The organism is Microtetraspora niveoalba (assembly GCF_001570405.1).
Classification (GTDB): Bacteria; Actinomycetota; Actinomycetes; order Streptosporangiales; family Streptosporangiaceae; genus Microtetraspora; species Microtetraspora niveoalba.
The window spans coordinates 12221-33917 of sequence record NZ_BBYM01000049.1; the positions used below are offsets into that span (position 1 = coordinate 12221).

At 71.0% G+C, this 21697-nt stretch carries 18 protein-coding genes; 5 read left to right on the forward strand and 13 right to left on the reverse strand.

Features of this window, described 5'->3' with window-relative positions; all coding sequences use genetic code 11:
- Positions 1–75 precede the first annotated feature (75 nt).
- The 3 genes from AWQ70_RS34200 to AWQ70_RS34210 form a co-directional block, all read right to left on the reverse strand.
- Positions 76–1263, reverse strand: a complete 1188-nt coding sequence (locus AWQ70_RS34200; protein WP_067185818.1) for an acyltransferase family protein — start codon at positions 1261–1263, stop codon at positions 76–78.
- A gap of 192 nt (positions 1264–1455) precedes the next feature.
- Positions 1456–3219 (reverse strand): proteasome ATPase, encoded by a 1764-nt coding sequence (gene arc, locus AWQ70_RS34205; RefSeq protein ID WP_067185821.1) that lies wholly within the window; start codon positions 3217–3219, stop codon positions 1456–1458.
- Positions 3220–3424: 205 nt separating this feature from the next.
- Positions 3425–4288, reverse strand: a complete 864-nt coding sequence (locus AWQ70_RS34210; RefSeq protein WP_067185823.1) for a tRNA (adenine-N1)-methyltransferase — start codon at positions 4286–4288, stop codon at positions 3425–3427.
- 132 nt (positions 4289–4420) lie between these two features.
- Here AWQ70_RS34210 and AWQ70_RS34215 point away from each other — a divergent pair, with 132 nt between their 5' ends.
- Positions 4421–5518 carry a GNAT family N-acetyltransferase gene (locus AWQ70_RS34215; RefSeq protein WP_067185825.1) on the forward strand — a complete coding sequence of 366 codons (1098 nt, stop codon included), beginning with the start codon at positions 4421–4423 and terminating at the stop codon, positions 5516–5518.
- A 27-nt stretch (positions 5519–5545) separates the two neighbouring features.
- Here AWQ70_RS34215 and AWQ70_RS34220 read toward each other — a convergent pair whose 3' ends face one another.
- Both AWQ70_RS34220 and AWQ70_RS34225 read right to left on the reverse strand, forming a co-directional pair.
- Complete coding sequence (locus AWQ70_RS34220) at positions 5546–6772, reverse strand: aminotransferase class III-fold pyridoxal phosphate-dependent enzyme (RefSeq protein ID WP_067185828.1); 1227 nt, start codon at positions 6770–6772, stop codon at positions 5546–5548.
- A 32-nt stretch (positions 6773–6804) separates the two neighbouring features.
- Positions 6805–7713: a carbohydrate kinase family protein gene (locus AWQ70_RS34225; RefSeq protein WP_067185830.1), complete on the reverse strand. Its 909-nt coding sequence runs from the start codon at positions 7711–7713 to the stop codon at positions 6805–6807.
- Positions 7714–7770: 57 nt separating this feature from the next.
- Between AWQ70_RS34225 and AWQ70_RS34230 the strand changes: the two genes are divergently transcribed.
- The gene (locus AWQ70_RS34230) at positions 7771–8376 is read left to right on the forward strand and encodes a TetR/AcrR family transcriptional regulator (protein ID WP_067185832.1); all 606 of its coding nucleotides are present in this window, start codon (positions 7771–7773) and stop codon (positions 8374–8376) included.
- A gap of 64 nt (positions 8377–8440) precedes the next feature.
- On the opposite strand, the gene AWQ70_RS42185 is transcribed toward AWQ70_RS34230, so the two are convergent.
- Both AWQ70_RS42185 and AWQ70_RS34240 read right to left on the reverse strand, forming a co-directional pair.
- Positions 8441–10117 carry an FHA domain-containing protein gene (locus tag AWQ70_RS42185; protein WP_067185835.1) on the reverse strand — a complete coding sequence of 559 codons (1677 nt, stop codon included), beginning with the start codon at positions 10115–10117 and terminating at the stop codon, positions 8441–8443.
- Positions 10118–10478: 361 nt separating this feature from the next.
- Entirely contained in the window at positions 10479–11609 is a 1131-nt protein-coding gene (locus AWQ70_RS34240; protein WP_067185837.1) for a site-2 protease family protein, read from the reverse strand.
- Between the two features lie 122 nt (positions 11610–11731).
- Between AWQ70_RS34240 and AWQ70_RS34245 the strand changes: the two genes are divergently transcribed.
- The 3 genes from AWQ70_RS34245 to AWQ70_RS34255 all read left to right on the forward strand — a co-directional run bounded on the left by AWQ70_RS34245 (position 11732) and on the right by AWQ70_RS34255 (position 14593).
- Entirely contained in the window at positions 11732–12595 is an 864-nt protein-coding gene (locus AWQ70_RS34245) for a RecB family exonuclease (protein WP_067185840.1), read from the forward strand.
- A gap of 91 nt (positions 12596–12686) precedes the next feature.
- The gene (locus tag AWQ70_RS34250; RefSeq protein WP_067185841.1) at positions 12687–13910 is read left to right on the forward strand and encodes a sensor histidine kinase; all 1224 of its coding nucleotides are present in this window, start codon (positions 12687–12689) and stop codon (positions 13908–13910) included.
- Positions 13910–14593, forward strand: coding sequence for a response regulator (locus tag AWQ70_RS34255; protein WP_067185843.1), 684 nt, complete (start codon positions 13910–13912; stop codon positions 14591–14593). The genes AWQ70_RS34250 and AWQ70_RS34255 overlap by 1 nt, the downstream gene beginning before the upstream one ends.
- A gap of 24 nt (positions 14594–14617) precedes the next feature.
- Here the strand turns inward: AWQ70_RS34255 and AWQ70_RS34260 are convergent, their stop codons facing one another.
- From AWQ70_RS34260 to AWQ70_RS34285, 6 genes are all read right to left on the reverse strand, one after another.
- Entirely contained in the window at positions 14618–15688 is a 1071-nt protein-coding gene (locus AWQ70_RS34260; protein ID WP_067185845.1) for an ABC transporter ATP-binding protein, read from the reverse strand.
- Positions 15685–16710: an ABC transporter ATP-binding protein gene (locus tag AWQ70_RS34265; protein WP_067185848.1), complete on the reverse strand. Its 1026-nt coding sequence runs from the start codon at positions 16708–16710 to the stop codon at positions 15685–15687. The genes AWQ70_RS34260 and AWQ70_RS34265 overlap by 4 nt, the downstream gene beginning before the upstream one ends.
- On the reverse strand, positions 16707–17720 hold the full coding sequence (locus AWQ70_RS34270) for an ABC transporter permease (RefSeq protein WP_067185850.1): 1014 nt from the start codon (positions 17718–17720) through the stop codon (positions 16707–16709). The genes AWQ70_RS34265 and AWQ70_RS34270 overlap by 4 nt, the downstream gene beginning before the upstream one ends.
- Before the next feature lie 83 nt (positions 17721–17803).
- A complete protein-coding gene (locus tag AWQ70_RS34275) occupies positions 17804–19567 on the reverse strand; it encodes an ABC transporter substrate-binding protein (protein ID WP_067185852.1) in 1764 nt (587 codons plus the stop codon).
- A gap of 47 nt (positions 19568–19614) precedes the next feature.
- Positions 19615–20619: an ABC transporter permease gene (locus tag AWQ70_RS34280; protein ID WP_067185854.1), complete on the reverse strand. Its 1005-nt coding sequence runs from the start codon at positions 20617–20619 to the stop codon at positions 19615–19617.
- 408 nt (positions 20620–21027) lie between these two features.
- Entirely contained in the window at positions 21028–21504 is a 477-nt protein-coding gene (locus tag AWQ70_RS34285) for a cellulose synthase (RefSeq protein ID WP_067185857.1), read from the reverse strand.
- Positions 21505–21697: the final 193 nt, after the last annotated feature.

A 21697-nucleotide genomic window follows, 5' to 3' on the forward strand; every position in this document is an offset into this window, starting at 1 on the left:
CCGCCTGCTTAAGGCCGTCGTTCCGCCGTTATATCCCCGAGCCTAGCCTCTTCTCTATGCCCGGCTACCAGACAGTTACGGCACAGATGCTTCCCTAGTTTGCGTGGCCGGCTCGGTCTCCCGTACGGGAGGAGGCGGCGCGGAACCCCCGTCGCGCAGGCGGATCCGGTCCAGGGAGGCGCTCAGGGCGGCCCGCAGCCAGCGCTGTCCCGGCCGGTCGACGAGCCGGTAGACGAGGTACGCGATCACGATCGAGACCGCCATCGTGAGGCCGACGAGCGGCCAGCGGCCGATCGAGTCCTTCAGGCCGGGGATGAGCACGGCCGAGACGTTCTGGTGGACCAGATAGAGCGGGTAGGTGAGCGCGCCGACGGTGGTCAGGGCGCGCCACCGCAGCCAGCGCAGCCAGCCGAGGGCCACCGCCGCGATCAGCAGGAAGATGAGCGTGATCGCGATGATCGCGCCCTCCGGCGGGGCCGGGAAGTGCGAGAACCCGATCATGTCCACCCGGCCCTTGACCCGCTCGGTGGCCGCGAGCAGGCACAGCCCGTACGACACCCCGACGAACGCCCACAACACGAACGTGGAGCCGAACCGGTAGATCAGGTAGAACGCCATGCCGGCGATGAAGTACGGCGCCTGGCGGGGCATGAACAGGTAGGTCAGCACGTCGTTGCGGGTGCCCTCGGCGACGGCCACGAGGATGATCCAGGCCGCCATGAAGCCGAGGCAGCGCCGCAGCGTGATGCCGACGAGGGTGAACAGCCCGACCAGGATGTAGAACCTGAGCTCCACCCACAGCGACCAGAAGACGGCGCCCGCGTGCCCGATGCCGACGCCGCCCTGAAGCATGGTCATGTTGACCAGCCAGTCGCGCAGCGACAGCCCGGGGTCGAAGCCCTTCACCCCGGCGAACGTGTACATCACGAAGAGCGCGATGACGACGAACCAGTACGCGGGGTAGAGCCGGGAGGCCCGGGAGACGACGAAGCCGCCGAGCGTGTTGCCCCAGGCGCTCATCAGGATGACGAACCCGCTGATGAGGAAGAACAGCTCGACGCCGAGGATGCCGAGCGTCGTGACGCGGTTGACGCTCGAGAACAGCGCGGTGGGGTAGTCGCCCCAGAGCGACTTGCTGGCCGCCATGTAATGGAAGGACATCACGGCGAACGCGGCGACGAAACGCAGCGCGTCGAGTTCGACGAGGCGCGGCCCCCTCGTCGTACGACCCCCGTGGGAGCCGTGCGAAGGCACATACGTCACGGGCGCACACCTAGGTAGATCACGCCCCTTTGACGTGAATCCGATGTCCCCGGTTCCCTGAAATTTCCTGAACTCTCACGCCGCTTTCCGGAAATTCGTACATTAAGCCATAAATGGCACATTTGGTATGGAAAACCGGAAAGGCCGGGAGGGATGCCCCCTCCCGGCCTTCGGTGTACCGGAGCCGGTGTTCTACAGGTACTGGCCGGTGTTGGCGACCGTGTCGATCGACCGGCCGGCCTCGGTGCCCTGCTTGCCCTGCACGAGGGTGCGGATGTAGACGATCCGCTCGCCCTTCTTGCCGGAGATGCGGGCCCAGTCGTCGGGGTTGGTGGTGTTGGGCAGGTCCTCGTTCTCGGAGAACTCGTCCACGCAGGCGGCCAGCAGGTGCGCGATCCGCAGGCCCTTCTGCTTGGTGTCGAGGAACTCCTTGATCGCCATCTTCTTCGCCCGGTCCACGATGTTCTGGATCATGGCGCCGGAGTTGAAGTCCTTGAAGTAGAGGACTTCCTTGTCGCCGTTGGCGTAGGTCACCTCGAGGAAGCGGTTCTCCTCGCTCTCGGTGTACATCCGCTCGACGACCCGCTGGATCATGGCCGCGATCGTGCCCTCACGGCTGCCGCCGTGCTCGGCGAGGTCGTCGGCGTGCAGCGGGAGGCCGCTGATCAGGTACTTGGAGAAGATGTCCCGCGCGGCCTCGGCGTCCGGCCGCTCGATCTTGATCTTGACGTCCAGGCGGCCGGGCCGCAGGATCGCCGGGTCGATCATGTCCTCGCGGTTGGACGCGCCGATGACGATCACGTTCTCCAGGCCCTCGACGCCGTCGATCTCCGACAGCAGCTGGGGGACGATGGTGTTCTCGACATCGGAGGAGACGCCGGACCCGCGGGTGCGGAAGATCGAGTCCATCTCGTCGAAGAACACGATCACCGGGGTGCCCTCGGAGGCCTTCTCCCTGGCCCGCTGGAAGACCAGGCGGATGTGCCGCTCGGTCTCGCCGACGTACTTGTTCAGCAGCTCCGGGCCCTTGATGTTGAGGAAGAAGCTCTTGCCGGACTGGCCGGTCTTCTCCGCGACCTGCTTGGCCAGGGAGTTCGCCACGGCCTTGGCGATGAGCGTCTTGCCGCAACCGGGCGGGCCGTACAGCAGCACGCCCTTGGGCGGGCGGAGCTTGTGCTCGCGGAACAGGTCGGAGTAGAGGTAGGGCAGCTCGATCGCGTCCCTGATCTGCTCGATCTGCCGGCTGAGGCCGCCGATCTCCTCGTAGGAGATGTCGGGCACCTCCTCGAGCACGAGCTCCTCGACCTCGGACTTGGGAATGCGTTCGTAGACATAGTTGGAACGAGGTTCGAGCAGGAGCGAGTCACCCGCGCGGACCGGCTGGTCCTTCAGCGAGTCGGCCATCTTGACCACCCGCTCCTCGTCGGCGTGCGAGATCACCAGCGCGCGCTCGCCGTCGTCGAGGAGCTCCTTCAACATGACGATCTCGCCGACGTCCTCGAAGCCGAGGGCTTCGACCACGTTGAGCGCCTCGTTGAGCATGACCTCCTGGCCGCGCCGCAACGAGTCCACGTCCACGGCGGGGCTGACGTTCACCCGGAGCTTGCGGCCCCCGGTGAACACCTCGATCGTGCCGTCCTCCCTCGCCTCGAGGAAGACGCCGAACCCGGACGGTGGCTGCGCCAGCCGGTCGACCTCCTCCTTCAGGGCGACGATCTGGTCCCTGGCCTCCTTGAGGGTGGCGACCAGTCGCTCGTTCTGACCAGTGAGTGCGGCCACCTGGGCCTGTGCCTCATGGAGACGCTCTTCGATGACCCTGGCCTGGCGAGGGGACTCTGCCAGCTTCCGCCGCAGTGCGGCGATCTCCTCTTGCAGGAAGGAGACCTGTGTTGTGAGGTCGGCGACCTCCCGTTCGCGCTGCGCGGCCCGAGCCTCAGCGTCGTCGCGAGCTGCCACGCCCCGTCACCTCCTTCCCCGTCGAGAACGACTACTCAAGACCCTACCTATCTTGCCGCTGTACGTAACCTGGCCGGGCAGTGTTCGTGTAGTTACATTGGGTGTTCGGTGTTTAGTACCGAATGGACGGTTTATTCAGGTGAGCATTAGGAACACACCTAGTTGTTCCCCAATGACGCGGTTTTGCCGGTTTGTGGCTGAATCGTCATATAGATTCCGTCCCCTCTCCGTACGCACCCTTGGCGGGGCGCCTGCGCCTCGGCGGCGGCGTGACGCCGTCCGCCATGCGGCGGGCCGTGACCAGGAATCCGGTGTGCCCGACCATGCGATGGTCGGGGCGGACCGCGAGTCCTTCGACATGCCAGTCGCGAACCAAGGTCTCCCACGCGTGGGGCTCGGTGAAACTCCCGTGATCCCTGAGGGTTTCGACGGTTCTTGAGAGCTGTGTGGTCGTCGCGACGTAACAGCAGATCACGCCGCCGGGGGTGAGCGCCTTGGCCGCCGCGTCGACGCACTCCCAGGGGGCGAGCATGTCGAGGATCACCCGGTCGACGTCCGCCTCGTCGAGCGCCGTGACGAAGTCGCCGACCACCAGGCGCCACTGCTCCATCGGGCCGCCGTAGAACTTCTCCACGTTCTTGGTGGCGATCTCGGCGAAGTCGGCGCGCCGCTCGTACGACGTGACCGACCCCTCCGAGCCGACCGCCCGCAGCAGGAAGCAGGTCAGCGCGCCCGAGCCGACCCCCGCCTCGACCACGCGGGCCCCGGGGAACACGTCCGCCATGGCGACGATCTGCGCCGCGTCCTTCGGATAGACGACCGCCGCGCCGCGCGGCATCGACACCGCGTAGTCCTGCAACAGGTGCCGGAAGGCGAGGTAGGCGGTGCCTCCCGAGGAGCGGACCACGGAGCCCTCAGGCTGCCCGATCAGGTCGTCATGCGGGATGGAGCCCTTGTGGGTGTGGAAGACGCCACCCTCTTTCAACGTCACCGTGTGCCGCTTGTCCTTCGGGTCGGTGAGCTGAACCTGATCTCCGGCCTGGAACGGCCCGTGCCTGCGAAAACCCATGCCGCCAAGGCTATCCGTGTTCGCCCGGTACCCGACGCGCTCCGGCCCGCCGCACGAGGGGGCGCCCGACGGGTGCCGCGCCCGTCCCGTATTCCTGTCGCGGAGATCCGATCGCGCTGGTAGAACCACCCCATGTACCCCGAAAATGTGGTTCCTGCCGGTCCGTACACACTGCGCCCGCCGGTGGAGGCCGACGCCGAGGCGGTCGCCAGGGCCTGCGACGATCCGGAGATCGCCCGGTTCCTCCCGCTGATGCCCTCGCCGTACACGCGCGAGGACGCGCTGAGCTGGATCACCGGCGTCTCCCGCGAGACCTGGAAGCGCGGCGGCGCGGACTACGCCGTCACCGACACGGCCACCGGCGAGCTTCTGGGCGTGGCCGGGCTCAAGCCGCTCGACCCGCTCGGCAACGGCGAGGTCGGGTACTGGGTCGCCCCGTGGGCGCGGGGCCGCGGGGTGGCGACCGCCGCCGTCCGGGCGCTGGCCGAGCTGGCCTTCGCCCAGGGCGTCCCCCGGATCGCCCTGATCGCCGAGATCGAGAACATCGCCAGCCAGCGGGTCGCGCTCGCGGCGGGCTTCCGGCGCGAGGGAGTGCTCCGCGCCGCGCAGGGGAGCCGCGACGGCTCGCGCGCCGACATGGCGGCCTTCGCCCGCCTGGCGACCGACCCCGGCGCCGCGATCACGCCGTACCTGCCCTTCTTCCCCGGCGGCGAGCTGACCGACGGCGTCGTACGGCTGGCGCCGCTCACCCCCGCGGACGCCGGGGACTACCACGCGATGGCGTCCGTCCCCGACGTCTACGCGCGTCACGTCCCCCCGGAGCCGCCCGTCCGCGCCGAGTGCGAGGAGCTCTGCCGGTACGCCATGCACCGGTGGCTGTCGGGGCACCAGGCCGGGATCGCGATCCGGGACGCGGCCACGGGCGAGTTCGCGGGGGACATCCAGCTCTCGAACATCGTCCCGCCGCTGGACCAGGCGATGACCGGCTACAGCCTGCGGCCGGAGTTCCGCGGGCGCGGCTTCGTCACCCGCGCCGTGGAGCTGCTCGTGGAGTGGGCGTTCACCCACACCTCCCTGCGCAGGATCGTCGCCGGCACCGCGCCGGACAACACGGCCTCGCAGCGCGTGCTCGAACGCGCCGGGTTCGTCCGCGAGGCGCTGGTCAAGGACCTGCTGCCCGGGCCCGGCGGCACCCGCATGGACGACGTCCAGTGGTCGCGCACGCGGTGACCCGCCCCGGGCCCGGGCGTGACGGGGTCAGTCGGCGCCGAACGCGGCCCTGAGCTTGGCGAACGCGGCGTCGGTGCCGAGCAGGGCGCGGTCGATCTCCTCGTCGGTGTGGGCGGTGGACAGGAACCAGTTGTGCCAGGGGTGGAGGTAGACGCCCTCGCTCAGGCAGGCGGCCGCCCATCGCATGCCCTTGTCCAGGGTGTCGTCCCCCTCGAAGGAGAGCCACGGGATCTGCACCGGGCCGGTCTGGTTGACCGTGAAGCCGTGGGAGGCCGCCTGGGCCGCCAGGCCCTCCCGCAGCCGGGTCCCCGCGCGCTCCATGAGGGCGGGCCCGTCGGTCTCGCGCAGGATCTCGATGGTCGCCTTCGCCGCGGCCATCGCGGTCGCCGAGAACCAGAAGGACCCGGTGGAGTACAGCGTCTGCGCCGGGCCGCGCAGCGCGTCGGCGCCGGTGACGGCCGCGATCGGGAAGCCGTTCGCCATCGCCTTGCTCCACGCGGTCAGGTCGGGGCGCACGCCGAACCGCTCCCAGGAGCCGCGCAGGTCGAGCCGCCAGCCCGCGCGCACGTCGTCGATGACCAGGGCGGCCCCGAGCCGGTCGGCGAGGGCGCGCACGCCCCGCGCGAAGCCGGCGTCGGCGAGCTCCTGGTCCTCGAAGGAGTCGTGCTTGAAGGGGGTCACCAGGATCGCCGCGACCTCCCCCGCCTCGGCCGCCGCCGCCTCCGCGCTCGCCAGGTCGTTGTAGGCGAACTCGACGGTGTCGGCCCGCTGGTTCGGCGTCGTGCCGGAGAGGCCGGGCGTGCACCAGGGGTCCGCGCCGTGGTAGGCGCCGTGGGCGACCAGGACCTTGTCCCGGCCGGTCGCCGCGCGGGCGACCATGAGGGCCTGCGTGGTGGCGTCGGTGCCGTTCTTGGAGAACATGGCCCAGTCGGCGGACGGGATCAGGTCCACCAGCAGCTCGGCCAGCTCGACCATGACGGGCCCCGGCCCGTTCAGGCAGTCGCCGTCCGCCTGCTGGGCCGCGGCGGCGGCCTCGACCCGCGGGTTGCGGTGGCCGACGATCATCGGTCCCCAGCTGCACATCAGGTCCACGTACTCGCGGCCGTCGGCGTCCCACTGCCGGGCGCCCTCGCCGCGTACGAAGAACTGGGGGTAGGCGTCGCCGTGCAGGGCGGCGTTGAGGTGGCCGTACATGCCGCCGGGGACGACCCTGGCGGCGCGCTCGCGCAGCGACGCGTCCGAGAAACCGGTCACGGGGGTGCTCCTTCGTCCTGTCGGGGTCGGTGTCACAGGGAGGCCGGGTCGAGGCCGTCGAGGCCCGCGTCGCTGCCCAGCCCGCCGGCGACCCTGGCGGCGAGGGCGGTGCCGAGGCGGGCGGCGCCGACGACGTCGCGGCCGCCGAGCAGGCCGGCGACGAAGCCCGCGCAGTACGCGTCGCCGCAGCCGGTGGTGTCGACCACCGGGACGTCGAGCGCGGGGATCCGCACGACGCCCCCGGCGGTGGCGACCAGGCTCCCCTCGCCGCCGAGCGTGATCACCGCGTTCGTCACCCCCTCGGCGAGCAGGGCGGCGGCGGCCCGCTCGGCGTCGTCCGCGCCGGTCAGCATCAGCGCCTGCTCCTCGTTGGGCAGGACGTGGTCGACGTGGGGCAGGAAGGTCCGCGCCCCGGCGACGAGGTCGGGCATGTTGGACAGCAGGTCCATGGTGACCACGGCGCCGCCCGCGCGGGCCTCGTCGAGCAGGGCGAAGAACGCGGGGTCGTGCAGGCCCCAGGTGACGTCCATGCCGCCGAGGTGGATCGCGGACGCCGCCAAGAGGCGGTCCTTGTCCAGGTCCGCGGTGGCCAGCGCGAGGTTCGCCCCCGGCACGTGGAAGGAGGGGCGGCCGCCGTCGGGCCGGATCGGCAGGATCGACGCGGCGGTCTGCTCGCCGGGCTTGCGGACGACTCCGGAGACGTCCACCCCGCGCCGTTCCATGATCATTATGAGGAAGTCGCCGAGCTCGTCGTCGCCGACGGCTCCCATGGAGACGACCGGAAGCCCGATCCTGGCCAGGTCGACCGCGGTGCCCGCGGCGGCCCCGGCGGCCGTGATACGGATCTGTTCGAGCAGATGGGTGTCCTGGCCGTCCGGGATGGACTCAACCGGGCGGGCCAGCACGTCCACGATGTGGACGCCGAGGGTGACGACGGTCATGCCCGGGATAATAGACGGACGTCCGACTAAAATGTCAACGGACGAAGGGGGATCGTGATGCCGAAGATCGTGGACCACGCCGAGCGGCGGGACGAGGTGATGGCGGCCGCCCGCCGGGTCATCCTGCGCGACGGCGTCGAAGGCGCGACCACCCGGGCGATCGCCAAGGAGGCGGGCTACTCCAACGGCGTGCTGACGCACTACTTCGCCGACAAGGACGACATCCTCCTGTCGGCCCTGCGCGACTCGCACCGCCGCATCGCCAACCGCTTGAAGGACAAGCTGGCCGGCCTCACCGGGCTCGCCGCGCTGCGCGAGGTCCTGCTGGACAACCTGCCGCTCGACGAGGAGCGGGCCGCCGAGACCGGGCTCGAGGTCGGCTTCTGGGGGCGCGGCCTGAGCAGCCCGGCGCTCCTCGCACTCCAGCGGGAGGACGCCGCCGAGCTGCGCTATCTCGTGCGCAGCCTGCTCGTCTCGGCCGCCGAGGCCGGGGAGATCCCGGCGGCGGACGACCTCGGCGAGGACCTCGACGACGTCACCGAGCGGCTGCTCGCGCTGGTCGACGGGCTCAGCGCGCACAGGCTCCTCTACCCCGACCGGATGCCGGCGGAGCGTCTCGAACGCCTCATCCTCCGCGAGCTGGACCGGCTCGCCGGACGCTGACGGCACGGGCCCCGGGCCGGTGGCCGCGGGACCCGCGCGCCGTGATCGGGCGGGTCAGGCGAGGTCAGGCCGTACGGTGCGGCTCGAACCGCATCGTACGCGAGACCCCGATGCGCACGGTCGTGCCCGGGGCGATGGCGACGACCTCGTTCGGCGGGATGTCGTAGAAGTTGACGTCGCCGGGCGGCTGGATCTGCGTGCCGTTGACCGAGCCGAGGTCGACGAGCGTGACGTCCCAGCCGTCCAGCGCGATCCGCAGGTGGCGGCGCGACACCGAGCCGTCCGGGCTGGTCACCTTGGCCGGGCGCGCCTCGCCCGACTGCGCCTCCGGCGCCCGCTCCGGATCGCGTCCGAGCACGTAGTCGGAGTCGAGGTTCAGCGTGACGCCGTCGTCGAGGAGCAGCACCCCGAGCGACGGCCGCGCCCCCTTGTACGGCACGAGCACGTGGGCCGGGACGGGCACCCCGCAGACCGCGCAGAACTGGGCGCGCGGGTCGTTGAAGTGGTCGTTCTTGCAGTCGACGCCGTAGACCATGGGCATCGGGTCGGACGACGGCGTGGAGTCGAGCTGGGTGGACTCCCCCGGCTCCTCGTCGGACGCGGACGAGGCCGGCGAGGCGGAGGACCCCGACGGGGAGGAGCTGAAGAACGGCTCGAACGGCGAGACCTCGTGCGGGGACGACCCGTCGTCGTCATGGCCCCCCGGCTGCTCGAGCTCCGGCTGGGGGCCGGTGGAGTGGCCCGGGACCGGGTCGGCGACCGGCCCCGAGATCGGCTCGGATATGGGGCCGGAGATCGGGCCCGACGGCGGACCGGAGAGGTCGGCGAGCGGCGGCGGGTACGGCAGGGCCTCCGCGGGCGGCGCCGGATAGGGCACCGAGTCGGCGGGCGGCGCGAGGTAGGGCAGCGGGTCGGACGGCGGCGCCGGATAGGGCAGCGGGTCGGACGGCGGCGCCGGATAGGGCAGCGAGTCGGACGGCGGCGCCGGATAAGGCTCCGGGGACGGCCCGGACGGCGGCCGGCCGAACGGTCCCGGGTCGCGGTCGGGGTCGGTCCTGGGGAACGGCGGCGGGGGCGCCTGGCCCGGCTCCCGGTGCGGCTCCACCGGCGGGAACGGCGGCTCCATGGGCGCGAAGGGAGACGACGGCGGCGGCACGACCGGCTCGCGCGCGGCGATCGGCTCCACCGGCGGGGCCGCCGGCTCCGGCACCGGCTGCCGCCTCGGCGGCGGGGGCGGCGGGAAGGCGATGCCGCCCGGCTCGGAGAAGTCCTGGATCACGCCGGCGCCCGCCACCACGCCGCCGTCGAGCCGCGCGTACGGGCTGGAGGGGCCGGCGCCGGGCAGGCGGAGCTCGATCGCCGTCACCGGGCCGCGCACCAGGCGGTCGGTCCAGGTGAGCGCGTCGCGTCCCGCGAGGTGGACGTCGCCGTCGGGGCCGCCGTGCACGGTGGCCTCGGCGGCGCCGCTGACCAGGACCGCGACGTCGCCCCCGGTGGGCCCGGCGATCGCGCACGCGACCGGCTCACCCGTGGTCCGGTCCATCGTCCCGGCCAGGACCTGGGCGACCCGGCGGGCCAGCGCCCGGCCGTCCCCGCCCGAGGCCGCGGTCTCCCGCAGCGCCGCGAGCAGGTCCTCGACCGGCTGGTCCTCGGCACCGCAGACCAGCAGCAGACCGTTCAGATGAGCGACGACGCCCTCTCCCGGCAGCGGGCGGACCACTCCCACGCCCTGTTCCGTCACTGAACTCTCCCTTTCCGGAAACCCCACCAGATGAACGGCACCGGCATCGGCGCGCTCACCGGGACATCCGTCCGCGGCGGGCGGGCCCGGAACGTGACCGAAGGCGACACCAGGTCGATCACCCCAGAACGTAGCAAAAAGAACGGCATACGGCCTTCCGGAGGCCATCCGCCACCGGGCGCCCGCGCCCGGCCCGCCGCCCCGTCCGGCGCGGTCAGGGCACCGGACGGCTCGCGGGTCGGTCCGCCGACGCTCGGGGGGCTGGCCACTGCACGCTCCTGATCGGTTCGATCTTCCAGAACACTAGTCGCACCCGGCCCCGGTAGACGAGTGGGGAGGCCGTCACACCGGCCTCCCGTCGTCAGACGCCGGAGAACACCCGGTTCACGTCGGCGGTGACGAGCACCCCGTAGATCTCGCCGCCGCGCTCGACGAGGAGGTACTCGCCGGACGGGGTGCCGCGCATGGCGTCGAGCAGCGGCTCGCCCTCCAGGTCGGCGCCCAGCACCAGCGACGGCTCGAGGGTGCGGGCGAGGGATCCGACGTTCACCCACGGCCTGCGGTGCTCGGGCGTGGCGTTCACCGCGGCCTCGTTGACGATGGCGACCGGCCGGCTCTCGTGGTCGACCACGACCATCGCCCCGGCGCCCGCGTCCCTCGCCCGGCGCAGCGCCTCGGACAGCGGGACCTCGGCGGTCACCGGCACCGCCCGGCGGGCGAGCGTCCGGGCGCGGAGGTGGGGCAGGCGGGCCCGCACCCGCGCCACCCGCAGCGACTGGGTGGCGCCCATCCAGATGAACGAGGCCAGGATCACCGCCCAGACCATCAGGGGGATGTCGATCTCCTGACCGGTCATGACGGACGTGAGGATCGGCCAGGCGATCATGACGACGGCGAGGCCGCGGCCGACCCAGGCGGCGGCGATGGTGCCGCTGCCGGGGCTCTTGGTGAACTTCCACACACCGGCGCGCAGGATCCGGCCGCCGTCGAGCGGGAGGCCGGGCACCAGGTTGAAGATCCCGACGATCAGGTTGGCCCCGGTGAGCTGGAAGACGAGCACGTACAGCAGGCCCTCGGCCGGCATGACGTAGGTGAGCAGCAGGTAGCCCACGCCGCCGAGGCCGAGCGAGAGCGCCGGGCCCGCCACCGCGACGAAGAACTCCCGGCCGGGGGTGTCCGGCTCGCGCTCGATCTCGGAGACGCCGCCGAGCATGTAAAGGACGATCCTGCGCACCGGGTAGCCGTAGTGCTTGGCCACCACGCAGTGGGCCAGCTCGTGCGCGAGCACCGAGAGGTAGAGGAGCACCGCGAAGATCAGCGCCACCCCGTACGTGCCGGGCCTGCCGTACCCCGGGAGGTAGGCCGCGAACCACGGCTCGGCGGACCAGGTGATGAAGGCGGCCACGAGGAGCCAGGTCGGCGAGACGTAGACCGGGATGCCGAACGGCCGTCCCATCCGCAGTCCGGGGGAGCCATTCACAGGGGTACTCATGGTGGTCGTCTTCCCTCCTTGGCCTTGATGGTACGCGCCGCGGAGTGGGCGCAGGCCGAGCCGAACGGGCCTCTCCGGCGCCGGGAGGGTTTCTGTCGGCTCGGTGGCCTACAGTGCGGGACATGGCCCTCACCGAAGAGCGCGCGATCATCGGCGCCCTTTCCCCTTCCCGTGCCGGCGATTTCATGACCTGCCCGCTGCTCTACAGGTTCAGGGTGATCGACCAGTTGCCCGAGCGGCCCTCCCCCGCCGCGGTCCGCGGCACGCTGGTCCACGCCGTCCTGGAGCGCCTGTACGACCTGCCCGCGCAGGCGCGCACCGTGGCGGCGGCGCAGGACCTGCTGGAGCCGCAGTGGCGCCGGCTGCTGGAGGAGGCCCCGGAGTACGGCGGGCTGTTCGCCGACGACGCCGAGCGGGACCGCTGGCTCACCGAGGCCAGGGGGATGGTCGAGCGCTACTTCACACTGGAGGATCCGCGCCGCCTGGAGCCGGCCGAGCGGGAGATGTACGTCGAGGCGGTGCTGGAGAGCGGGCTGCTGCTGCGCGGCTACATCGACCGGCTCGACGTGGCGCCCACCGGCGAGGTGCGGGTCGTCGACTACAAGACGGGCAGCGCGCCGGGGCCCGAGTTCGAGGCCAAGGCGCTGTTCCAGATGCGGTTCTACGCACTGGCGTTGTGGCGGCTTCACGGCACGGTGCCGCGGATGCTCCAGCTCATGTACCTCGGGAACGGCGAGATCATCCGGTACGTGCCCGACGAGGCCGACCTGCGCGCCACCGAGCGCAAGGTCCAGGCGCTCTGGGAGGCGATCGAGCGCTCGCTGCGGTCGCGCGAGTGGCGGGCCAGGCGCTCGCGGCTGTGCGACTGGTGCGACCACCAGGCGCTGTGCCCCGAGTTCGGCGGCACTCCCCCGCCCGTCCCCGACCGCGAGCCGGGGCTGAGCTCGCGCAGGAGCAGTCACCGGGCGGCCACCGACGAGCTGTGACGCCGCCGGGGGGTGGCTCATCCGTTCGGACGAGCCGGATATCCGCCCGGGGCAGGGTCGGGCTCGCGGAACGCGTCCGTAAATTGGAGGCGTGCGCCCCACCTCCGGCAGTGCGAGATCCCGGACCCGATCCCACCGTCTGATCACCGACTCCGCTGTCGCGGCGGTCCTCACGGCGGCGTCGCTCGCGCTCATCCTGCTGGTGGACGCCGATCTGGCGGCGCGCTGGCGGGGCGTCCCGTCGGTCGGTACGCGCGGCCCGGAGGCGCTCGGCCTCGTGCTGGCCGCGCTGTGCACGCTTCCGGTCGCGCTGCGCCGCCGCTGCCCGCTGGCCGCCCTGGCGTTCGTCGCGGTGCCCGAGGTCGCCCTCCAGGCGCTCGACCAGAACCCCGGCCTGGCGGGCGTCGCGGCGCTGATCCTCCTCTACTCCGCCGCCGCGCACCGCGGCCTCGCGATCAGCCTGGTCGCCCTCGCCGTCACCGGCCTCGCGTACGCCGTGGGCGCCCTGCTGGGCGACCAGCCGCTCTCCTGGACGGACCACACCATCGTGGTGGTGCTCACCATGCTGTGCTGGACCGGCGGGCGCAGCGTCCGGCTGCGCCGGGCCTACCTGGCCGAGCTGGTGGACCGCACCGACCGGCTGGAGCGGGCGCGGGAGGCCGACACCAGGGCCGCCAGGGCCGAGGAGCGCTCCCGGATCGCCCGTGAGCTGCACGACGTCGTGGCGCACCACGTGAGCGTGATGACGGTCCAGGCGGCGGCCGCGCGCAAGATGTTGTCGGTCAAGCCGGACGTGGCGCGGGACGCGCTGAGCGCGATCGAGGAGATGGGGCGCACGGCGATGGCCGAGATGCGCAGCATCGTGGGTGTGCTGCGCACGGACGGCCCGGCGGAGCGGGGGCCGCAGCCCGGCATGCAGGACGTGCCCACGCTGGTCGACCAGATGCGCGAGGCCGGCCTGCGCACCCAGCTCAGCGTCGAGGACGGCGCCGGCGGGGACCGCCCGGTGCTCCCGCCCGGCGTGGACCTCGCGGCCTACCGCCTCATCCAGGAGGCGCTCACGAACAGCCTCAGGCACGCGGGCCCGGCCGCCAGGGCGTGGGTGACCGTACGGCGGGAGAGCGGCGAGTTGCTGGTCCACGTGGAGGACGACGGGCGCGGCCCGGCGCCTGAGCCCGAGCTTCCCGGACGGACCGGCCACGGTCTCGTGGGCATCAAGGAGCGGGTCGCCCTTTATGGTGGAGTCCTGCGGATCGGCCCCCGTGACGGGGGCGGGTTCGAGGTCAGCGCCCGTTTCCCCCTCAAGGACAGATGATGCCCATCAGAGTGCTGCTGGTGGACGACCAGCCGCTTTTGCGTACCGGATTCCGCTTCATCCTTGAGGCCGAGCAGGACGTCACCGTCGTCGGCGAGGCGGGCGACGGCGCGACGGCGATGGAGCAGTCGAGGGCGCTGCTGCCCGACGTCGTCCTCATGGACATCCGCATGCCGGGCATGGACGGCATCGAGGCGACCCGGCGCATCGTGCGCGAGGCGGCGGCCAGCGCGCACGTGCCCAAGGTCCTGGTGCTGACCACCTTCGACCTGGACGAGTACATCGTGGAGGCGCTCCGCGCCGGGGCGAGCGGTTTCCTGCTGAAGGACGTGCCGCCCGACGACCTCGTGCAGGCGATCCGGGTGGTGGCGGGAGGCGACGCGATCGTGGCGCCGAGCATCACGCGGCGGCTGCTCGACCGGTTCGCCACCCGGCTGCCCTCGGCGCACGAGCGCGCGGTCCCGGCCCGGCTCGACCGGCTGACCGAGCGCGAGCTGGAGGTGCTCCAGCTCATCGCCAAGGGCATGTCCAACGCCGAGATCGCGGCGAAGCTGGTGGTCAGCGAGACCACGGTGAAGACGCACGTCGGGAACGTGCTGACCAAGCTCTCCCTGCGCGACCGGGTGCAGGCGGTGGTGCTCGCGTACGAGACCGGGCTGATCACGCCGGGGGCCCGCTCCTGACGGGCCGCCCGGCGTGACCGCGGGTCACGACGCCGCTTCCGTCTTCTCCTCCGTGCCCTCCCCTGGCGCCGCGTCGCCGGACGCCTTCGTGGCGGCGGCCGCGTCCCCGGACGCGGGCGCGTTCTCCGGGAAGTGGCAGGCCACCTGGTGGCCGCCCGCGAGCGCGAGCAGCGGCGGCTCGACCTGGGAGCAGATCTCCTGCGCCTTCCAGCAGCGGGTGTGGAAGCGGCAGGCGGGCGGCGGGTTGAGCGGCGAGGGCACGTCGCCCAGCAGCCGGATGCGGTCGCGTTCCTTGCGCCGCTTCGGGTCCGGGATCGGCACCGCCGACAGGAGCGCGTTCGTGTACGGGTGCATCGGCGACTCGTACAGGCTCTTGCGGTCGGCCAGCTCGACGATCTTGCCGAGGTACATGACCGCGACCCGGTCGCTGATGTGCCGGACCACCGACAGGTCGTGCGCGATCACCACGTAGGTGAGGTCGAGCTCGTTCTGCAGGTCCTCCAGCAGGTTGACCACCTGCGCCTGGATCGACACGTCGAGCGCGGACACCGGCTCGTCGGCGATGATCAGCTTGGGCTTGAGCGCGAGCGTACGGGCGATGCCGATGCGCTGGCGCTGGCCGCCGGAGAACTCGTGCGGGTACCGGTTGTAGTGCTCCGGGTTGAGCCCGACCAGCTCCAGGATCTCCTGGACCGCCTTCTTGGTGCCCTGCTCGGTCTCGATCCCCTGGATCCGGAACGGCGCGCCGACGATGGCGCCGACCGTGTGCCGGGGGTTGAGCGAGCTGTAGGGGTCCTGGAAGATCATCTGGACGTCGCGGCGGAGCGGCCGCAACCGCCCCTGCGACATGTGGGTGACGTCGTGCCCGTCGAAGACGACCTTCCCGCCGGTCGGCTCGATCAGCCGCGTGATCAGCCGTCCGGTGGTCGTCTTGCCGCAGCCCGACTCTCCCACGAGGCCGAGGGTCTCGCCCTTGACGACGTCGAAGCTGACGCCGTCCACGGCCTTGACCGCGCCCACCTGCCGCTTGAGCAGCCCCTTGGTGACCGGGAAGTGCTTCTGCAGGTCCTGCACGCTCAGCAGAGGCTCCGTCATGACGCCTCCAGGTTGGGCTTGATCTCGTTCTCCCAGACGGTTCGCCGCTCGTCGCGGGACAGGTGGCAGCGGACCAGGTGGCCGCCCTCGCTCTCCAGGAGCTCGGGCACCTCGGTGGTGGACCTGCCGCCGGTGCGGTCGCCGTACACGCAGCGCGGGTTGAAGGCGCAGCCCGGCGGCACGTTGATCAGGGAGGGCGGGGAGCCCTTGATCGGCATCAGCCGCTCGGTGCGCTCCCGGTCCAGGCGGGGCATCGAGCCGAGGAGCCCCCAGGTGTACGGGTGCTCCGGCCGCTCGAAGATGTCCTCGGACGTGCCGTACTCGATGGCCTTGCCGGCGTACATCACGAGGATGTCGTCGGACAGCTCGGCGACCACGCCCAGGTCGTGGGTGATGATGATCAGCGCGGCGTTGAAGTCGCGCTGCAGGTCGCGCATGAGGTCGAGGATCTGCGCCTGCACGGTCACGTCGAGGGCGGTCGTCGGCTCGTCGGCGATGAGCAGCTCGGGGTCGCAGCTCAGCGCCATGGCGATCATGGCGCGCTGCCGCATGCCCCCGGAGAACTCGTGGGGGTAGCTGTCCACCCGCCGGTCGGGCTGCGGGATGCCGACCCGGTCGAGCATCTCGATCGCGTGCTTGCGCGCGACCTTCTTGCTCACGTCGTGGTGGATCCGGTACGCCTCGACGATCTGCGCGCCCACCGTGTAGAAGGGGTGCATCGCCGACAGCGGATCCTGGAAGATCATCGCCATCTTCTTGCCGCGCAGGGTGCGCACGTGTTCGGCGCTCGCGCTGACGAGCTCCTCGCCGTCCAGCCAGATCTCGCCGGAGATCTTGGCACGGCCGCCCTTGTGCAGGCCGAGGATGCCGAGGCTGGTGACGCTCTTGCCCGAGCCGGACTCGCCCACGATGCCGAGGGTCTTGCCCCGCTCCAGCCGGAACGAGAGCCCGTCCACGGACCTGACCAGGCCGTCGTCGCTCGGGAAGTGGATCCGCAGATCCTTCAGTTCAAGGAAGGTCACGTCAGCCTCACCCTCGGGTCGACCACCGCGTACAGCAGGTCGACGACCAGGTTCGCCACGACGACGAAGAACGCGGTGAGCATCGTCACGCCCATGATTTGCGGCAGGTCGTTCTTCAGGATCGCGGTGATCGCGTACTTGCCCACGCCGTTCAGGGAGAAGGTGCTCTCGGTGAGCACCGCGCCGCCGAGCAGCAGGCCGAAGTCGAGACCGAAGATCGTCACGATCGGGGTCAGCGCGCCGCGCAGCCCGTGCTTGGCGATCACGGTGCGCTCGGGCAGGCCCTTCGCCCGCGCGGTGCGGATGTAGTCCTCGCCCATGGTCTCCAGCATTCCGGCCCGGGTGAGCCGCGCGTACGAGGCCGCGTACAGGAACGCCAGCGTGATCCAGGGAAGGATCATGTTGTACGCCCAGTCCACGGGGTTCTCGGTGATCGGCGTGTAGCTCCCGCCGGGCGCGGTGATGCCGAGGCCGTAGCTGAAGACGACCAGCGAGACGATACCCGTGAAGAAGACCGGCAACGAGACGCCGGCGAGCGCGACGCCCATGGCGGCGCGGTCGAAGACGCTGCCCTTGCGCAGCGCCGACAGCACACCGGTGGCGACGCCGGCCAGCACCCAGATCACCGCGGCCCCGGACGCCAGGGACACGGTCACCGGAAGGCGGTCGAGCAGGTCGTGCCAGACCGGCTGGTGGCTGATGAAGGAGTAGCCGAAGCAGGGGGCGGGGCATTGTTCCACGCCGGCGCCCGTATCGTACTCCGCTCCGGCGACGATCCCCTTGACCCAGCGGCCGTACTGGACGATCACGGGGTCGTTGAATCCCAGCCGGTCGGCGAGGTTGCCGACCGTCTCCTCCGTCGCCGACTTCCCGACGTACCGGGCCGCGAAGTCGTCGGCCGTGGCCCCGGCCGCGCGGGGGACGACGAAGAAGATCGCGAAGGTGACCATGCTCACCACCGCGAGCATGATCAGGGCGCCGATGAGGCGCTTGATGATGTATGTGACCACAGTCCCCCCGGCTCCGGGGGCCGGCCGCGCGGGCCGGCCCCCTTCCGCCCTGGCTTACTGGAACGGACGGATATGCCGGACGGTTACGAGACGCCCAGGTTGAGGTAGTCGTACATGTCCCAGGCGCCGCTGACCGCCGCGTTGGTCATGCCGGCGCCGCGCACGAGGACGGCCTTCGAGTAGACGCCCGGGAGGACGAAGGCGTTCTCCATGACCTTCTGGTCCACCTCGCCCCACAGGGCGTCACGCTTGGCGACGTCCGTCTCGACGTACGCCTTGTCGATCAGCGCGTCGACCTCGGGGCTCTTCACGCTGAGGTTGTAGTTGCCCGAGGCGCGGATCGTGCGGCTGTCGGTGATCTGGGACATGAAGCCGAAGCCGTCGTTCCAGTCGGCGCCCCAGCCGTTGGTGGCAAGGCCGATCTTGTTCTTCTTCACGAACTCCGGCTTGCCGGCGTACAGCGAGTAGTAGTCGCTGGTCGGGTAGCCCTTGAGGGTCAGCTTGATGCCGACCTTGGCGAGCGCCTGCTGCAGCGACTCGGCGGTGGCCTTCTCCTTCGGACGGTCGGCGCGGTACGACATGTTCGTCTCGAAGCCGTCGGGGTGGCCGCAGGCCGCGAGCGCCGCCTTGGCCTTCTCCACGTCGCCGGTGCCGGTCGGGTAGAGGTCGAGCTTCTTCCACCCGCCGATCGACGGCGGCATCAGGCTGGAGGCGATGTCGCCGCCGGCGAACTCGCCGCCGTAGGCGTTCTGCAGGCCGACCCGGTCCGCGCCGTAGATGACGGCCTTGCGGCACTCGATGTTGTCCAGCGGCGGGACGTCGCCGATGATCGAGGTGTACCAGGTGCGCGCCTGGGTCGGGTTGTCGGTCCTGGCCTTGATCGCCGGGTCGGACAGCACACGGCTGAGCGCGGCCGGCTGGACGCCGGAGCCGGCGAGGTCGATGTGCAGGTCGCCGGCGAGGATCCGGTTGTCGAGGTCGTCCGCGTTGACGTTGAGGGAGATCTCGTACCGGTCCGGGAGCGCCTTGCGGATCGGGTCGGTCGCCGGGTCCCAGTTCGGGTTGCGGACCAGGGTGTACTGCTTGCCCGCCTCGACCTTCTCGAACATGTACGGCCCGGAGGCGACCACGTGGTCGCGGTACTTCACGCCGGTGTCCTTGGCCTTCGGGACCGGGACCGTGCCGGGCAGCGCGGCGAAGTAGTCGAAGCCGCCGTAGGCGCGGTTCAGGTGGAAGACGATCGTCTGGTCGTCCGGCGTCTCGATGGCCTGGTCGGTGTTGACGTCCGGCGTCTTGTAGACGCTCTTGAAGTCCTTCGGCAGGTCCAGCCAGTCGTTGAAGTACGTGGGGCCGTTGACCAGGGTGTCCTTGTCCATCGACCGCAGCACCGCGTACTTCACGTCCTTGGACGTGATCGGCGTGCCGTCCTCGAACTTGACGCCGGCGCGGAGCTTGTAGGTCCACGTCTTGCCGCCGTCGCTCGGGGTGCCCAGGCTCTCGGCGAGGTCGGGGACCAGCTCGCGGCCCTTGGCGCCCGCGTCGGGCTTGAAGGTCACGAGCGGGCGGCCGTAGATCCGCAGGAGGTTCCAGGACATGGCGTAGTACGTGTCACCGGGGTCGACGGAGTCCCAGTCCTCGGAGACGGCCATCTTCAGCGTGCCGCCCTTCTTGTCCGAAGGGTTGAACACCGCCTCCAGAGCCGCGTTCGGCACGTCCTTCGCGGCGGAGGCGCCGGACGAGCCGCCCTCGGTCTTCTTGGTGTCGGCGCCGCCGCCACCGCAGGCCGACAGGCCCAGGGCGAGAGCGGCACCGGCGGCCACGATCGCCGCGGCCGATTTCTTCGTCATTTACTAGCACCCCTTGCTGGTAGGGATAACGGGGATGTAATGAGGGTTCAGCGGGACGACTTGGGGTCCAGGGCGTCGCGCAGCCCGTCCCCGAAGAGGTTGAAGGCGAGCACGGTGATGAAGATCGCCATGCCCGGGAAGAACATGAAGTGCGGGACGGTGTAGTACTTCACCGCGTCCGAGAGCATGCCGCCCCAGGTCGCCGTCGGCGCGGGGATGCCGACGCCCAGGAACGAGAGCGCGGCCTCGAACAGCACGTTGGTCGGGATCAGCAGCGTCGCGTAGATGAGGATCGGCGCGATCAGGTTCGGCAGGATCTCGCGGAACAGGATGTACGGCCCGCGCGCGCCCAGGCTGCGCGCCGCGTCCACGAACTCGCGCTCGCGCAGCGACAGCGTCTGCCCTCGGATGATGCGCCCGATGTACGGCCAGTTGAAGAACCCGATCACGAAGATCAGCAGCAGGATCCGGAGCGTGTCGCCCTTCACCGCCAGCGAGGTCTCGAACTGGGCCAGGACGCCGATGAGGGCGAGGGAGAAGACGAGCAGCGGGAAGGCGAGGAAGACGTCCATCACCCGGCTGATGAGCGTGTCGACCCAGCCGCCGAAGTACCCGGCGACGATGCCCATGACCGTCCCGATCACCACTGAGAGCAGCGTGGCGAAGAACGCGATGAGCAGCGAGATCCGCGCGCCGTACACCACGCGGCTGAAGAGGTCGCGGCCGTTGAGAGGCTCGACACCGAAGAGGAAGTCCCAGCCGATGCCGCTGCCGCCCTTGGGCGTCTGGGTGGCCGGGTCGATCATCTCCTGGTGGAACTCGTTCGGTGGGTGGCCGAACCAGCCGACGAGCACCGGCGCGAAGATCGCGATCAGGATGAGGAGGATGACGACGATGGCGCCGCCCATGGCGACCTTGTCGCGCTTCAACCGCATCCAGGCGATCTGGCCGAGTGAGCGCCCCTGGATGCTCGTGCCCGGCGTCCCGCCGGGCCCGGCCTGCGGCCGCTCCTCCACGACGGTCGCGGAGGGCGGATCGATCGGGGCGGTCACCGCGCCTCCACGCTCTCGATAGGCGAACGCGCGTCGCGCTCGCTCGCGGGTTCCCGCCGCGCCCGCACGCGCGGGTTACGCGTGTCGGCGACCTTGCTTCCCACGGCCATGCGTGTCGGCCCCCTGGGTTCCAGACGTTCTCGTGTGGTCCCGGCAGGCCCGGGTCCCAGAAGGGAGGATCTACGTTCTGAACTGCGTAAACAAGCCCAAAGGGGGGCTATGTAGCCCAACTGTGATTGACGCGAAACTCATTCGTACTGATCTTGGAAGGAATGTCCAAGGTCGGTTCCGGTTGCGTCTCGGAACCGTGACATTCCCACCATCCGAGATTTCGCGAGCCGCCCTCGTCCGGACGGCTCGCGGCGACGCGCCTCAGGCCCCGCGCGGAGCGCCGCGCGGGGACCCGGTTCAGCTGATGCCGCGCCGCTTCAGGATGTCCTCGATGTCGGAGAAGTCGTCCGCGGGGGCGGGCTTGGCGGGACGCTCGACCGGCTTGGCCTTGCCGGCGGAGGCGGCCGGGGTGCCGGTGGGCGTCGGCGCGGCGGCCTCGGCGGCGTCGGCGCTCCCCCGGCCCCGCGCGATGGCGCGGCCGCGCAGCGCGCCGGAGACGACGAAGAGAAGGACGGACAGGCCGGCCAGGACGACGCCCGCCCACACCGCCGGCGACAACACCAGGCCGGTCACGAAGGACACGACCGTGGAGACCACGTTCCACAGCGTCGCCAGGATCCCGGTCAGCAGCGCGGCGAGCGGCAGCAGCGACCACGCCGTGGCGCGCAGCCCGGCGGCGAGCCCCCGGCGGCGGAACGCCAGGTAGCTCAGCACGAGCCCCACGGCGGTGACTCCCACGCACAGCGGCGTCCAGGCGATATCGGTGAACGACATGACATGCTCCTCTTACGGCGTTCGTTCCATCCTGACACGCGCAGCCCCGGGGCGAGCGCCCCGAGATCACCGGAGCACCCTGAGATCTCCCTGAAATGCGCGCGGGAACGGGTCGGGGACGTCCACGGGGAGCCGCCGGCGCGACCGGGCGGGACGTCAGCGAGGAGCAGGGCCGCGGCCGTACGGGAGGGCG